Raw genomic sequence first — 15,256 nt, 5'->3', positions numbered from 1 at the left:
ATTTTCATTGTGGGGTGAAGGGATATGAATTTTATCGGAGTCGATATCGGCGGGACGGTGACCAAAGCCGGTATCTATAATGAACTAGGGCAAGAGATCCACGTCGCGTCGCAATATGCGCAGGTGTTATCCGATCAACCGGGTTTTACCGAGCGAAATATGCATGAGCTTTGGGATACCGTATGTAACGTGATTAAAAAAGTGATGTATGAAAGCCAGGTGCCACCGTTAAGTATTGGCGGGATCGGTTTTTCCTCGCACGGTAAGGGGCTTTACGCGATTGATAAAAAAGGCGAGCCGGTACGCAATGGGATTATTTCATCTGATACCCGGGCGCTTGAGTTTGTCAAAAAATGGTACCGCGAAGGTATCGACAAACTGGCCTATCCAAAAGGATTGCAGCAGCTGTGGACCGGACATCCGGTGTCGCTGCTGGCTTGGCTAAAAGAGTATGAGCCGGCCAATTACGACAGAATTGATGCCGTTTTGATGGTCCACGACTACATCCGTTTCCGCCTGACCGGCGAAGCGACGGCAGAAATCACCAATATTTCCGGCAGTAATTTTTATAACCAGTTTACCTCCCGCTACGACAGCGACATGATGGCGCTTTTTGGTATTGAGGAAGTGGTGGATAAAACCGCGCCGGTGGTGAACTCAACGGATTGCGTGGGTCACATTACCCTGCAGGCATCACTGGACTGCGGGTTGTGTCCAGGCACGCCAGTTTTTGGCGGCTTTTTCGATGTGGTTGCCTCCGCCGTTTCTTCGGGGATTGATCGGGCCGATACCCTCAGCGCGGTGGCAGGAACGTGGAGTATTGCCACCTCTGTGACGGATAATATTATTGCCAGCGACTTTCCCTATATCTGGGGGAAATACTGCATTCCGGGGAAATATTTTGTTCATGAAGGCAGCCCTACCTCGGCAAGTAATCTCTCCTGGTTTGTGAAACAGTTCTTTCCTGACGATGACCGCTGCTATGAGCATTTCGAAAGCTGGATCGCAGAAGAGACCGACAGCGATCTGGTCTTTTTACCGTATCTGTTTGGTTCCAATCTGGCGATGGATCTCCCCGGTGCGCTGGTCGGCCTGGCGGGTCATCACACCAAAAAAGACATTATTGCGGCCATCTATCGCGGGATCGTCTTTTCCCACCTGGTGCACCAGGACCGCATTATTGAACTCAATCAGGATATTCAAAAAATCCGCTTCACCGGCGGCCCGAGCCAGTCGAAAGGCTGGACGCAGATGTACGCCGATGCCTCCAACCTCCCTCTGGAAGTGGTGGATATTGAACAGGCCGGATGTCGCGCGGCTGCACTGTGCGCGGCTGCCGGAACCGGTGCCTATGCCAACTTCAGCGAAGCTATCCAGGCGACGCAGCCGGAAGTCGTTTGTTACCAGCCGGATGCCAAACGACATCAGCAGCTGCGCGAAGGCTATGACCGCTACTTGCAGGTCGCACAGAGCCTGGCCAATGCGACGGGAGCTGCGCGATGAAACCCAGACTTGGTATTTACGAAAAAGCGCTGCCCGCTGCGCTGGACTGGTCAAAACGCTTCGAACTGGCAGCAAATCTGGAGTTTGATTTCCTCGAAATCTCTGTCGATGAGAGTCCGGAACGCCAGGCCCGACTGCGCTGGAATCGGGGCCAGAGGCTGGCGTTCGTTGCCGACAAAATCAACAGCGGCATCGATGTGCCGAGCATGTGCCTCTCCGCGCATCGCAGCCATCCTTTTGGCAGCGTCAACCGTGACACCCGGCTAAAGGCGCGCGAACTGATGCTTGATGCGCTGGACTTTGCCAGCCACGTTGGGATCCGCAATATCCAACTGGCAGGCTATGACGTTTACTACGAATCCTCCTCCGCGCAAACTCGCGAATATTTTATTGAAGGGATTAACTGGGCGGTGGCTGAAGCGGCGAAGGCGCAAATCATGTTGTCGATGGAGATCATGGACACCGCCTTTATGAGCAATATCTCCCGCTGGCTGGATCTGGAGCGCAAGGTATGTAGCCCGTGGTTCTGCGTCTATCCGGACGTTGGCAACCTAAGCGCGTGGCAAAACGATGTTCCTGAAGAGTTGAGTAAGGGTATTCATAAAATCAGCGCCATCCATTTGAAAGACACCCAGCCCGTTTCACACGCCTCGCTGGGGCAGTTCCGCGATGTGCCGTTCGGCACCGGCTGCGTGGATTTCATCGAGACCTTCCGCTCGCTTGCCGCGCTGAACTATCGCGGCGCATGGTTGATTGAGATGTGGGCCAAAAATGACGGGCTGGATAGCGAGAGAATTGCCGAGGCCAAAGCGTGGTTAACGGATAAATACCAGCAGGGTTTTCTTGCCCCGCAGTATGAAGTTAATGTGAATTCAGGAGTGAAGTATGCTGGATAAACTCAAGCAGACGGTTCTTGACGCCAATCTGGCGCTGCCGAAATTTAATCTTGTCACCTTTACCTGGGGCAACGTCAGCGGCATCGATCGCGACGCGGGGCTGGTGGTGATTAAGCCTTCCGGCGTGGAATATGATGTGATGTCGGCTGACGATATGGTGGTGGTTGAACTGGCGACCGGGCGAGTGGTGGAAGGGCGCTATAAACCCTCATCCGATACCCCGACGCATCTTGAACTGTATAAAGCGTTTAGCGGCGTGGGCGGGATCGTGCATACCCATTCGCGCCACGCGACGATTTGGGCGCAGTCGGGCAGGCCGCTGCTGGCGATGGGGACGACGCATGCGGACTATTTTTATGGGCCGATACCCTGTACCCGTCCCTTGAGCGATGATGAAATTCGCGGCGATTATGAAACCAATACCGGTTATGTGATGATTGAAACGTTCAGGAAGCAGGATATCGAACCGCTCAGCGTGCCTGCCGCGCTGGTGCATGGTCACGGCCCTTTTGCGTGGGGAAAAGATCCGGCGAATGCAGTGCATAATGCGGTGGTGCTGGAAGAGATTGCCTACATGAATATGTGGACCCGGCAGTTGGTGAGCGAGGAGCAGCCGGTATCTACGACGCTGCTGGATAAGCACTATTTACGTAAGCATGGGGCAGGAGCCTATTACGGGCAATAATCGTGGGAATCTCCCGGAGGCGACGCGATGCGCCTGTCCGGGCTACCTGATCGGCAGACGGCGTTGAATCCGTAGCCCGGCCAAGTGCAGCGCCGCCGGGTTGAACCCCCGGAGGCGGCGTGATGCGCCTGTCCGGGCAACCTGATCGCCAGACGGCGGTGAACCCGTAGCCCGGCCAAGCGCAGCGCCGCCGGGAAACAATCGACACGCGATCGCAACCTGGGGCAACGACTACGGCATAAACCGGTAGCCGATCCCCGTTTCGGTCAGCAAATGCTGCGGTCGCGCCGGGTCAACCTCCAGCTTTTGCCGCAGGTGTCCCATATAAATCCGCAGATAGTGGCTGTGCTCCACCGCATTCGGTCCCCAAACCTGATTGAGCAACTGCCGCTGGGTCAGCACCTTACCGGGATTATTTAACAATACTGCCAGCAGGCGAAACTCAATTGGCGTCAGATGGATCTCTTCGTCGCCACGTACGATGCGGCGGGCGGGAATATCAACTTCGATATTGGCAAAGCGCACCAGCGGCTCGTCGGCCTGAGCGCCAGCATGGCGGCGCAGCGCCACGCGTAAACGCGCCTGCAGCTCGCCAATACCAAAAGGTTTACTTAGATAGTCATCGGCACCGGCGTCGAGAGCGGCGATTTTATCCTGCTCCTCGGTGCGTGCCGACAGCACGATAATCGGCATTTGGCTCCACTGGCGAACCTCGCGAATAAACGCGTTGCCGTCACCATCGGGCAGACCAAGATCGAGAATGACTAAATCCGGCTTGCGGGTGGCGGCCTCAATCAGCCCGCGTTGCAGCGTTTCTGCCTCAAATACCCGCATGCCGTCGGCTTCCAGCGCGGTGCGCAGAAAGCGGCGGATAGCGTTTTCGTCTTCGATGATCAAAACGTTAATCACATTTCCTCGGCTAACTCTTCCAGTTCAGGGGGCGCTTCTCGCGGCAGTGTAACACGGAAACAGGCACCGCCTTCCTGACGCGTCGCGCCGCTGATCGTCCCGCCGTGGACTTCGACAATGGCCTCACAAATCGCCAGCCCCAGCCCCACGCCGGGAATTGCCGACTCCTTATTGCCGCGAGCGAACTTATCAAAGATAGCCTGTTCCTGCCCCGCTGGGATACCGGGCCCGTTATCCCACACCTCCAGAAACAAATTATGCGGGTCGGTATGCGCCGCAATGACGATTTGTGCTTGCGGCCCGGCGTATTTCACCGCATTTTCCAGCAGATTAATTAGCACCCGTTCAAATAGCGGCCCGTCGACGTGCACCAGCAGCAGCGGGTCCGGCAGCACAAGCTGAATATGCCGCCCGCCGAGTCCCGGCTCCAGCATACGCAAAGCGCTGCCGACCACCTCTTCCAGGGTTAACCACTCTTTATGCAAATTAAAGCCGCCGGACTGGATCCGCGCCATATCGAGTAGATTATTGACCAGCCGGGTGGTGTTCAGCACATGCTGGCGAATCTCATTGGCCTGCGGGGCATGTTTCGAACCCTCGCTGGCGAGATCGAGCGTCAGGATCTCCGCCTGACCAAACAGCACCGTCAGCGGGGTGCGCAAATCATGTGACAGCGCTGCCAGCAGCGAGTTGCGCAGGCTTTCGCGTTCGCTGTTCATCCGGGCCTGCTCTTCGCTGGCGGTTAACGTCAGCCGCTCCAGCGCGCTGGCGACCAGTAGGGTGAAGGTTTCCAGCAGACGCTGTTGTTCGGGGATCATGAGCTGGCGCAAATTATCCGGTTCTACCACCAGTAACCCCCAGGTGCGGGCGGCGCTTTTTAGCGGCAGAATCTGATAGGGCACGCCGGGCAGGGTGTCGGTACCGGCTCCGGCGGGCTGGCCTTTATCGAAGCTCCAGCGGGCAATGGCGTCATCCCAGGTGATGGCTGCGGTTTGCTGGGTTAGCGGCGAGAGTCTTCCGGCATCATCGGGCAGCAGCAGCTGGCTGCGCGCCTGAAACGTCGAGGCAATAAATCGCTCGCTGGTGGTGGCGATATCCTCATGGCTGCGGCCCACCGCCAGCGCTTTTGACATTTCGTAAAGATGACGGGTGCGTCGTTCGCGATAGCGTGCCACACGCGCCTGATAGCGCACGCCAGCGGTTAGGTTGCCGATAAGCAGTCCGACGGTCAGCATCACGCCAAAAGTCAGCAGATACTGCACATCGGAAACCACCAGCGTACCGCGCGGCGCAACAAAGAACAGGTCAAAGCTGACCACGTTAATCACCGTCGCCAGTACCGACGGCCAACGGCCATACACGAGGGCGATAATCACCACCCCGAGCAGATACAGCATCACCAGGTTGGCGGCTTCGAAGGCCATTAGCCACTGCATCGCGACGACGGTAATGACCGCGCACAGCGCGATGGCGACCACGCAGCCCTGAACCTGCAAACGCCATTTTTCCATTGCCGTGCGGCCATCGCTGGCGCGAGCGGGCAGAGGGGCGGTTTTTTCATCCAACGCGATGACGACCAGATCGAGATCCGGCGCGTGCCGGGCCAGACGATCGGCGAAACCGCTGCGATCCCACCAGCGTCTTTTTTGCTGGCGGCCAATCACTATTTTGCCGAGGTTATGCTCGCGGGCGTAGTGCAGAACGGCCTTCTCTTCCGAAGGATCGGAGAGCGTGGCGGTTTCTGCGCCCAGCTCCTGCGCCAGCCGAAGCGCCGCAAGAATCGCCCGCCGTTTGGCTTCCGGGAGTCGGTGCAGAGAGGGGGGTTCAACGTAAACTGCATGCCAGACGCTGCCCAGGCGAGCCGCCAGTCGGGCGGCGGCGCGAACCAGCTTTTCGCTGCCGGTATTATGGCCAATGCACAGCAAAATGGCGTCGCGGGTGTGCCAGACCTTTTCCTGTCCCTGACGGTCGCGCCAGGCGCGCATCTGCTCATCAACCCGATCGGCGGTGCGGCGCAACGCCAGCTCGCGCAGGGCAATCAGGTTGCCCTTGCGAAAGAAGTTCTCAATTGCCCGCTCGGCCTGACCGCCGATATAGACTTTTCCTTCATTAAGCCGCTGGCGCAGATCGTCGGGGGGAAGGTCAACCAGCACCACATCGTCGGCGGCGTCAAAAAACGGGTCGGGGACGGTTTCGCGGACCTGTACGCCGGTGATGCCGCTGACCACGTCGTTAAGGCTTTCCAGATGCTGGACGTTGACGGTAGTAAAAACGTCAATGCCGGCTTCGAGCAGCTCTTCAACGTCCTGCCAGCGTTTGGGATGGCGCGAGCCGGGCGCGTTGCTGTGCGCCAGTTCATCCACCAGGATCAGCGCCGGACGGCGGGCCAGCGCGCCATCAAGGTCAAACTCTTTAACGTAGCGCCCGCGATGGGAAAGGCGGCGCAGGGGGAGGGTGCTCAGCCCCTCAAGCATTGCCGCCGTCTCTTTACGCCCGTGGGTTTCCGCCACGCCAATCAGAATATCCAGCCCCTGGGCGCGCAGCCGCTGCGCTTCCGCCAGCATCGCCCAGGTTTTACCCACCCCCGCGCAGGCGCCAAAAAACACCTTCAGTTTTCCGCGATGCGCAGAGGCGGTGTGTTGTAACAGGCGGTCAGGGTCCGGACGCAGCGGCTCGTCACTCATTTCACTTATCCTTCAGGGCATCCAGCGACATATTCAGCTGCAGTATATTTACCACAGGTTGGCCGAGAAAACTGAGCAACGGTTTTTGCGTTGCCTCATTAACCAACTGGCTGACTTGTTCAACGCTGAGCTGTCGTGCTTTGGCGACGCGAGGTACCTGCCACAGCGCGGCGGCCGGGGTCAGGCTGTAATCCAGCCCGCTCGCTGAAGCGGTCACCAGTTCAACCGGCACCGTCGGATTCGCATCCGGGTTGGCGTCGCGCAGGGCCTGCACCCGTTCGCTGATGGCTTTATCCAGCGCCGGATTGCTAGCGGCAAGGTTGCTGCCGCCGGAAGCCAACGGGTTATCCGCTACCTCCGCCGTGGCGGAAGGGCGGCCCTGGAAATAGCCCGCAGCGGTAAAGTTCTGCCCGATCAAGCGGGAACCACGCACTTCGCCTTCAATGCGCACTAGCGAGCCGTTGGCCTGCTGCGGAAACCACCACTGTCCCAGCGCGGTGGTTAATAGCGGATAGGCGCCGCCGGTGATGAGCGTTAACAGAATAAAAAGCACAAGGGCCGGACGAATTATTGACATGATTATCTCCTTACAGCATCCCGGTCAGGGTCAGTAACAGGTCGATGGCTTTGATACCAATAAACGGCACCAGCAGCCCGCCGAGACCGTAGACCCACAGATTACGGCGCAGCATCGCCGAGGCCGACAGCGGCTTATAGCTCACGCCTTTCAGCGCCAGCGGGATCAGAAAGACGATAATCAGCGCGTTAAAAATCACCGCGCTTAAAATCGCCGAGGAGGGCGAGTGCAGATGCATCACGTTAAGCATCGCCAGCGGTGGATAGACGGCGGCAAACGCGGCCGGAATAATGGCGAAATATTTCGCCACGTCGTTGGCGATACTGAAGGTGGTTAAAGAGCCACGGGTCATCAGCATCTGTTTGCCGATATGCACCACTTCAATCAATTTGGTCGGGTTGGAGTCGAGGTCAACCATGTTGCCAGCCTCTTTTGCCGCCTGGGTGCCGGAGTTCATCGCCACCGCCACGTCGGCCTGCGCCAGCGCCGGGGCATCGTTGGTACCGTCACCGGTCATCGCCACCAGTCGTCCTTCGGATTGATACTGGCGGATCAGCGCCAGCTTGGCTTCCGGCGTGGCTTCGGCAAGGAAGTCGTCCACTCCGGCCTCTGCGGCAATGGCGGCGGCGGTCAGGCGGTTATCGCCAGTGATCATCACCGTTTTAATCCCCATTTTGCGCAGTTGAGCAAAACGTTCTTTAATGCCGCCTTTGACGATATCTTTGAGTGAAATAATTCCCAGCACCCGCTCGCCTTCGGCAACCACCAGCGGCGTTGCGCCGAGGCGTGCGACCTCTTCAACCTGTTTTTCGACATCGGCCGGGAAGTGACCGCCGTTGGCTTCCACGTGGCGACGAATGGCATCCACCGAACCTTTGCGGATCATGCGTTGGTCGATGTTGATACCGCTCATCCGGGTCTGGGCGGTAAACGGCACGAAGGTGGCGTGCAGTGATTGCAGATCGCGCTCGCGCAGATTAAAGCGCTGCTTCGCCAGTACCACGATACTGCGGCCTTCCGGGGTTTCATCTGCCAGCGAAGAGAGCTGGGCGGCATCGGCAAGGGTTTTTTCCTCCACGCCCTGGGCGGGCAGGAACGCCGAGGCCTGGCGGTTACCAAGGGTGATGGTGCCGGTTTTGTCCAGCAGCAGCACGTCGACATCGCCCGCCGCTTCGACCGCGCGCCCGCTGGTGGCGATCACGTTAGCGCCGAGCATCCGGCTCATCCCGGCGACGCCGATGGCTGACAGCAGGCCGCCGATGGTGGTTGGGATCAGGCACACCAGCAGCGCCACCAGTACCGTGACGCTGACCGCATTACCGCTCCATGCTGAGAACGGCCAGATCGTGGCGGTGGCTAACAGGAACACAATCGTCAGGGCGATCAACAGGATCGTCAGCGCGATTTCGTTTGGCGTTTTGCGACGCTGGGCCCCCTCAACCATAGCGATCATCCGGTCAAGGAAGGTTTCGCCGGGGTTAACGCTACAGCGGATCACCAGCCAGTCGGAAAGAATACGCGTCCCGCCGGTCACCGAGGCGAAGTCGCCGCCAGATTCACGGATAACCGGCGCTGATTCGCCGGTTATGGCGCTTTCATCTACCGACGCGCCGCCTTCGAGAACTTCGCCATCGCAGGGAATAATATCCCCCGCCTCGACCAGCACCACGTCGCCTTTGCGCAGCTCTTCGGCGGGAACGTGATCAATTTGCGCATCGTGCTGTGGGGCGCGTAGCTTGCGGGCAAACGAGGTCTTTTGTACCCCTTTAAGGCTATTGGCCTGCGCTTTACTGCGGCCTTCAGCCATCGCTTCGGCGAAGTTGGCAAACAGTACGGTGAACCACAGCCAGATACTGACGGTGGCGGTAAACCCGGCGCTACCCGCGATCTGCCCGCTGGCCATGGCGATGGCGAGTAGGGTGGTTAACAAGCTGCCAATCCAGACGATAAACATCACCGGGTTACGCCACTGTACTGACGGGCTAAGTTTTTTCACTGCGTCCAGCAGCGCCTGGCGCACCAGCGTCGGCTCCAGCAGGGCTAATGGTTTGCGACTCATAACAGGTTGCTCCGCAATCGCTTAAAGTAAGGAAAAGTGTTCCGCCAGCGGGCCGAGTGCCAGCGCGGGAATAAAGGTCAGTGCGCCAACCAGCAGTACGGTGCCGATCAGCAGGCCGATAAACAGCACGTCATGCGTGGCGAGCGTACCGGTACCGGTGGGCTGAATTTTCTTGTTCACCAGCGAACCGGCAATCGCCATCACTGGGATAATGACCGCGAAGCGACCGACCAGCATGCAGAATGCCAGCAGCAGATTCCAGAACGGCGTTGCTGCGCTTAAGCCACCGAAGGCGCTGCCGTTGTTATTCGCCGCTGAGGTGACTGCGTACAGCACTTCGCTGAAACCGTGCGGACCGGGGTTAAACATCCCCGCGAGCCCGGCCTCGGTCATCATCGCCAGCGCTGTGCCGAGCAGCACCAGCGTTGGCGTAACCAGAATGGCCAGCGCAATCATCTTCATTTCGCGGACATCGATTTTCTTACCGAGGTACTCTGGCGTGCGGCCAATCATCAGCCCGGCGATAAATACCGCCAGCATGACGAACAGCAGCATGCCGTATAGTCCCGAGCCAACGCCGCCGAACACCACTTCGCCAATCTGCATTAACCACATTGGCACCATCCCGCCCAGTGCGGTAAAGGAGTCATGCATCGCGTTGACCGCCCCGCAGGAGGCGGCGGTAGTGACCACGGCGAACAGGCTACTGGCGAGAATACCGAAGCGGCTCTCTTTGCCTTCCATATTTAGACTGCTGTCAGCACCAAGGCTTAACAGGTGCGGGTTGCCGCGAGTTTCGGCCCACATGACGACCGCCACGCAGACGATAAAGATAAGCGTCATTGCCCACAGAATTGCCCGTCCCTGACGGCGGTCGCCCACTACCTCACCGAAGGCAAAACACAGCGCCGCCGGGATCAAAAAGATCGCCAGCATCTGCACCATGTTGGTCAGCGCGGTCGGGTTTTCAAACGGGTGCGCCGAGTTGGCGTTAAAGAAGCCACCGCCGTTGGTACCGAGCATTTTAATCGCTTCCTGCGAGGCGACCGGCCCCATCGGCAGCATCTGGCGTACCCCTTCAAGCGAGGTAAAACCCTGGTACGGCGCGAAGCTCTGCGGCACACCCTGCTGAATAAAGAACAGCGCAATCAGCAGTGAAATGGGCAGCAGCAGCCAGAGGGTGATACGAGTTAGATCGACCCAGGCATTGCCAAGCGTGCTGACTTTTTGCCGGGCGTAAGCGCGGGTAAGGGCAAAGACTACCGCGATGCCGGTGGCAGCGGAGAGGAAGTTTTGTACTGCCAGCCCCGCCATTTGGCTGAGGTAGCTCATGGTGGCTTCCCCGCCGTAGGCCTGCCAGTTGGTGTTGCTGACAAAGCTCACCGCCGTATTCAGCGCCAGATCCCAGGACAAGCCGGGCAGATGCTGCGGATTAAGCGGCAGGGAGCCCTGGAACATAAGCAACGCAAACAGCGCCACCAGACCCAGCGCGTTAAACAGCAGGATGGCGAGTAAGTATTGATACCAGTTCATCTCCTGCGAACGAATGCCTGCAGCCCGCCATAATCCGCGTTCGATACCGGCAAGTCCCGGTAACGGGACATCGTTGATCATGGTCGCCAGCGCTGTTCCCAGCGGACGAGCCAAGAGCATCAGCAGCAGAATAAAGCTCGCGATGAGTAAAAATCCTTGAGCGGCCATCAGAATGCCTCCGCATGTATCAGGGCATAAACCAGATAAACCAGCAACAGGAACACCAGCGCTACGCCAGCGATTACGCCTGCAGTCACAATCCACCTCCGGGTGTCTTTTTGATTTACGAGGAGGATAGGAAGTCGGGCGCAAAGATTTCGCAAAAATTAGCTGCAAGGGTGTAAAAAAAATATAAAAATCACCAATCCCTTAATTTAACTAATGGTTAGTATTATTTTAACTTTTATGTAACTAAGTTACCGGATGAATGTAAATAAAGGCTAAATAAGTGCTTTTTAGTGGTCGGATGAGTAGTAAAATTACAGCCAAAGCGGTACTATTTTAACCAGAGACACATTGATACTTTACCGGCGTTGATTGCCGGCCTGACAAAGGGGAGAGAAATTATGGCGTTGTACAAAACTTATCCTGCTCACGTAATCTTCGCGCGTCGCACTTTCGCCGTTGTGGCTGGCGTGGCGGCGCTTCCGGTGATGTTGTTCTGGAAAGATCGTGCCCGTTTTTACAGCTGGCTGCACCGCGTGTGGTCAAAAACCAGCGACCAGCCGGTATGGATGGCGCAGGCGGAAAAAGCCTCCGCAGATTTTTACTGATATCCACATATCGTCTGAACGCTGTAAGCCGCCGGTTTCCCCCGGCGGTTTTTTTTGCCTGTTGTGGCTTACACTTATTACTTCTGATGATACAAGGAGAAGTGATGAGCGACACCTGGCTGGAAGACGATAACAAAACCCGCATTTACACCTTACGTGAACTGGATAATCTGCGCCGCGATGGGTTGACCCGGGGCAAATTGGTGGATTTTCATAGCCGCTACAAGCTGATACTGCTGGCGCATTCACAGCCGGAATACCGCCAGATTGGCCCTTTTGTGGCAGCCATGGCCGACTGGCCTTCGCTGGACGCCTTCTTTGACGCCTATCGTGAGCGTCTGGAGAAGTTGCTGGCCCATCCGTCTACCCGGCAAAATCACACCAATGTCCTGATGCACGTTCAGGGTTATTTCCGCGAACATCTTAACGCCCAACAGAAGCAGGAACTGACGACGCTGATTGATGACTATCGGCTGGGAAAAGAGCCGCTGCTTGCGCCGGTGAATCAGCTCAAACACTATCTGACCGTGTTCCCGGACGCTTATCTCTCCGGCCAGCGCTACTTCACCGGCTGGCCGCAAGCGCTGGACGAATAAAAAATCACTGATTGCAGGAGTTTTATGGCCACCCATCTGGTCTGGTTTCGCGCGGACTTGCGCGTTCACGATAACCTGGCGCTTGCTGCTGCCTGTCGCGATCCTCATGCTCGCGTGGTGGCGTTGTTTATCGCCACGCCGGGACAATGGCGTCAGCACGGCATGGCGTCGCGTCAGGCGGCATTTATTGTCAGCCATCTTGATAGCTTACAAATGGCGCTGGCCGAGCGGGGGATCCCGCTGCTCATTGAACATGCGGAGGACTTCGCCGCCAGCGTGACGCTGCTATCTGAAGTCTGTAAGCAGCAGCAGGTCAGCCATCTTTTCTACAATTACCAGTATGAAATTAATGAACGCCAGCGCGATGCGTTAGTCGAGAAAAACTTACAAGGCGTGATATGTCAGGGCTTTGATGACAGTGTGCTGTTACCGCCCGGCAGCGTGCTGACCGGCAATCGCGAAATGTATAAGGTTTTTACGCCGTTTAAAAATGCCTTTATTCGCCGCTTAAAGGAGGCGCTGCCGGAGTGCGTTGCTGCGCCGAAAGCCCGCGTCGGTGGGGCAATAGATTCAACGACTGAAGTGAAGTTAGACTATTCGCAGACACCGTTTGATAGCGACCTGTTTGCTGCGGATGAAAAAGCCGCTATCAATCAGCTACGCCGTTTTTGCCAGCAGAAGGCCGCCGATTATGATGAGCAGCGCGACCTTCCGGCCATCGAGGGGACCAGCCGACTGTCGCCGTGCCTGGCGGTCGGCGTGCTTTCACCGCGTCAGTGCCTGCATCGCCTGCTGGTGGAGCAGCCGCGAGCGCTGGAGGGGGAAGCGGGGGCGGTTTGGCTCAACGAACTTATCTGGCGCGAGTTTTATCGCCATCTGATGGTTTACTACCCGAATTTGTGTAAAGGACGACCTTTTATCGCCTGGACCGATAACGTGGCGTGGTTGGATGATAAATCCGCGCTGCAGGCCTGGCAGCGCGGGCAAACCGGTTTCCCGATCGTTGATGCCGCCATGCGTCAGCTTAATTCTACTGGGTGGATGCATAACCGCTTGCGGATGATTGTCGCCAGCTTCCTGGTGAAAGACCTGCGAATCGACTGGCGGTTGGGGGAGCGCTACTTTATCGAACAGCTGATTGATGGCGACCTGGCGGCGAACAATGGCGGCTGGCAGTGGGCGGCGTCAACCGGTACCGATGCTGCGCCCTATTTCCGCATTTTTAACCCGACGACCCAGGGAGAGCGGTTTGATAAATCCGGGCAGTTTATTCGTCACTGGTTGCCGGAGCTGGCCAATGTACCGGAGAAAGCGGTGCATCAACCGTGGCTGTGGGCGGAGAAAAATGGCGTGATGCTGGATTACCCGCGCCCGATTGTCAATCACAAACAGGCGCGGCTGGAGACGCTGGCGGCCTGGGAGGCCGCCAGAGAAATTAAGACTCCAGCGCCAGGCGACGAGCCCTGACCTTCACGGAGTGGTACAGCCAGATAACCAGCACCAGGCCGACGCAGGCCAGCGAGCCCCAGGTTATCTGGCTGAACACCTCGATGTAGGCGTTAATGGAGTAGTTGACGGCCCCGGCGGCATCGAACGAACCCTGCGAGGTTTGGTCGGCAATCACCCCCGCCAGATAGTTGGCGATGGCCCCGGAGAGCAGCATATAGATGCCGGTCAGTACGCCGGTCACGCCGGGGATCTCAATACGGGTAATTTGCGACATCGCCACCGGGTCGATAAACAGCTCGGCGAAACCCATTACCGCCAACCCCAGCACCATCAGCGGCATTGAGGATTGCCCGTAAGCCGCCGACCAGCGCGCGCTCAGCGTCAGGATACAAAAACCGGCGCTCATCAGACCGAGGCCCAGCGCGAACTTGCCCCAGATACGCACGGTACGGTTGCCGTTGATATTTTCTTTCACCAGCCACGCCAGCACGACCCCGCAGAGCATGACCGCAAAGGCGTTGACCGACTGGAACATCGCCGTCGGTATCTCGTAACTCATAACATGGCGGTTCACAAAGCGGTCGATATACAGGCTAATTGAGCTGCCGCCCTGCTGCGCAAATGCCCAAAACAGCAGGCTGAAGCAGGTCAGCACCATAATCAGGCGCAGCTCTTTACGCTGTTTGGCAGTCTCTGCGCGCAGGTAGATACGCGCCAGAACCGTCAGGCCAATAATCGTCGCCACAATTAGCGCATACACCGACCACTCCTGCCAGAACAGCACGGTAATCAACAACGGCGCCGTGACCAGCAGTACCAGCAGCCAGGCCCAGTTTGGCAACACGAAATTCCGCGCCCGCAGCGCTTCGCGATTCACGCCCCGGGTGTGACGGAAGTGATGATTACCGCAAAGGAAAATGACCAGCCCGGCGATCATCCCGACCGCCGCCAGGGCGAAGCCCATTGCCCAACTGTACTCTTCCTGCACGTAGCCACAGGCGATTGGCGCAATGATCGACCCCACGTTACCCGCGGCATACATCAGCGAGAAGCCGCCATCGCGACGCGGATCGGTGGGTTCATACAGTTCGCCGAGCAGACAGCTGACGTTGGATTTAAACAGCCCGTAGCCGCAGACGATAATCGCCAGCGACAGATAAAGGAAGGTGGGAGCGACTTCGCTGGCCCCGAGCACCAGATGACCGACAGCCATCAACAGGGCGCCAATCATCACCGCCATGCGGTTGCCGAGCAGCTTATCGGCCAGAAAGCCGCCGAGAATAGGGGTAACGTAAACCAGAGAACAGTAGGCGCTGAACAGTTCGTACGCATGGTTATCGTCATACTTAAGCTGATTGGTGAGATACAAAATCAGCAGTGCGCGCATACCGTAAAAACTGAAATATTCCCAGATTTGCAGCGCGACGACGTAATAAATCGCCCGCGGCTGTGAAGATGATGTGTTCATTTAACGTTCTGTCCTGCCATAAAAAGGAAAGTCGATCTTTCTGCATGAATAGCCATTAGCTAGTGATATTCATGGCCTTATAGGCTTTCTGGTTATTTAATATGCTGTAATAGTGCATAAATAT

Annotated in this window: 12 protein-coding genes and 1 pseudogene; 6 read left to right on the top strand and 7 right to left on the bottom strand. The window is 57.4% G+C overall.

Annotated elements, in window-relative coordinates; translation table 11 throughout:
• Positions 1–24 precede the first annotated feature (24 nt).
• Genes AC07P6_RS21560 through araD form a run of 3 tightly spaced genes read left to right on the top strand, consistent with a single transcriptional unit; the run spans position 25 to position 3,084 of the window.
• Complete coding sequence (locus AC07P6_RS21560) at positions 25–1,503, top strand: FGGY-family carbohydrate kinase (RefSeq protein WP_478314586.1); 1,479 nt, start codon at positions 25–27, stop codon at positions 1,501–1,503.
• A complete protein-coding gene (locus tag AC07P6_RS21555) occupies positions 1,500–2,399 on the top strand; it encodes an L-ribulose-5-phosphate 3-epimerase (RefSeq protein WP_434659755.1) in 900 nt (299 codons plus the stop codon). The genes AC07P6_RS21560 and AC07P6_RS21555 overlap by 4 nt, the downstream gene beginning before the upstream one ends.
• Entirely contained in the window at positions 2,389–3,084 is a 696-nt protein-coding gene (gene araD / locus AC07P6_RS21550; protein ID WP_434659754.1) for an L-ribulose-5-phosphate 4-epimerase, read from the top strand. The genes AC07P6_RS21555 and araD overlap by 11 nt, the downstream gene beginning before the upstream one ends.
• 231 nt (positions 3,085–3,315) lie before the next feature.
• Here the strand turns inward: araD and kdpE are convergent, their stop codons facing one another.
• Genes kdpE through kdpF form a run of 6 tightly spaced genes read right to left on the bottom strand, consistent with a single transcriptional unit; the run spans position 3,316 to position 11,103 of the window.
• Entirely contained in the window at positions 3,316–3,993 is a 678-nt protein-coding gene (gene kdpE, locus AC07P6_RS21545; RefSeq protein WP_304257050.1) for a two-component system response regulator KdpE, read from the bottom strand.
• Entirely contained in the window at positions 3,990–6,677 is a 2,688-nt protein-coding gene (gene kdpD, locus AC07P6_RS21540; protein ID WP_478314583.1) for a two-component system sensor histidine kinase KdpD, read from the bottom strand. The genes kdpE and kdpD overlap by 4 nt, the downstream gene beginning before the upstream one ends.
• A 1-nt stretch (position 6,678) precedes the next feature.
• Complete coding sequence (gene kdpC / locus AC07P6_RS21535; RefSeq protein WP_478314581.1) at positions 6,679–7,254, bottom strand: potassium-transporting ATPase subunit KdpC; 576 nt, start codon at positions 7,252–7,254, stop codon at positions 6,679–6,681.
• A gap of 10 nt (positions 7,255–7,264) precedes the next feature.
• On the bottom strand, positions 7,265–9,313 hold the full coding sequence (kdpB, locus tag AC07P6_RS21530; RefSeq protein ID WP_478314579.1) for a potassium-transporting ATPase subunit KdpB: 2,049 nt from the start codon (positions 9,311–9,313) through the stop codon (positions 7,265–7,267).
• A gap of 21 nt (positions 9,314–9,334) precedes the next feature.
• A complete protein-coding gene (kdpA, locus tag AC07P6_RS21525; protein ID WP_478314577.1) occupies positions 9,335–11,014 on the bottom strand; it encodes a potassium-transporting ATPase subunit KdpA in 1,680 nt (559 codons plus the stop codon).
• Positions 11,014–11,103 carry a K(+)-transporting ATPase subunit F gene (kdpF, locus tag AC07P6_RS21520; protein ID WP_049250631.1) on the bottom strand — a complete coding sequence of 30 codons (90 nt, stop codon included), beginning with the start codon at positions 11,101–11,103 and terminating at the stop codon, positions 11,014–11,016. The genes kdpA and kdpF overlap by 1 nt, the downstream gene beginning before the upstream one ends.
• A 309-nt stretch (positions 11,104–11,412) precedes the next feature.
• Here kdpF and AC07P6_RS21515 point away from each other — a divergent pair, with 309 nt between their 5' ends.
• The 3 genes and pseudogenes from AC07P6_RS21515 to phrB all read left to right on the top strand — a co-directional run bounded on the left by AC07P6_RS21515 (position 11,413) and on the right by phrB (position 13,682).
• Positions 11,413–11,619, top strand: a complete 207-nt coding sequence (locus tag AC07P6_RS21515; protein WP_110277323.1) for a YbfA family protein — start codon at positions 11,413–11,415, stop codon at positions 11,617–11,619.
• 137 nt (positions 11,620–11,756) lie between these two features.
• A pseudogene (locus tag AC07P6_RS21510) lies at positions 11,757–12,215 on the top strand (DUF1722 domain-containing protein); the annotation flags it as partial.
• A 24-nt stretch (positions 12,216–12,239) separates the two neighbouring features.
• A complete protein-coding gene (phrB, locus tag AC07P6_RS21505) occupies positions 12,240–13,682 on the top strand; it encodes a deoxyribodipyrimidine photo-lyase (RefSeq protein WP_478314575.1) in 1,443 nt (480 codons plus the stop codon).
• Here the strand turns inward: phrB and dtpD are convergent.
• A complete protein-coding gene (dtpD, locus tag AC07P6_RS21500) occupies positions 13,651–15,132 on the bottom strand; it encodes a dipeptide permease DtpD (protein WP_478314573.1) in 1,482 nt (493 codons plus the stop codon). The two genes, phrB and dtpD, sit on opposite strands and share 32 nt — an antisense overlap.
• Between the last annotated feature and the right edge of the window lie 124 nt (positions 15,133–15,256).

Source organism: Klebsiella sp. GFKo11, from assembly GCF_056490265.1.
Note: the sequence above shows the minus strand (reverse complement) of the source record. Positions and strands in the feature narration are given on the sequence as shown.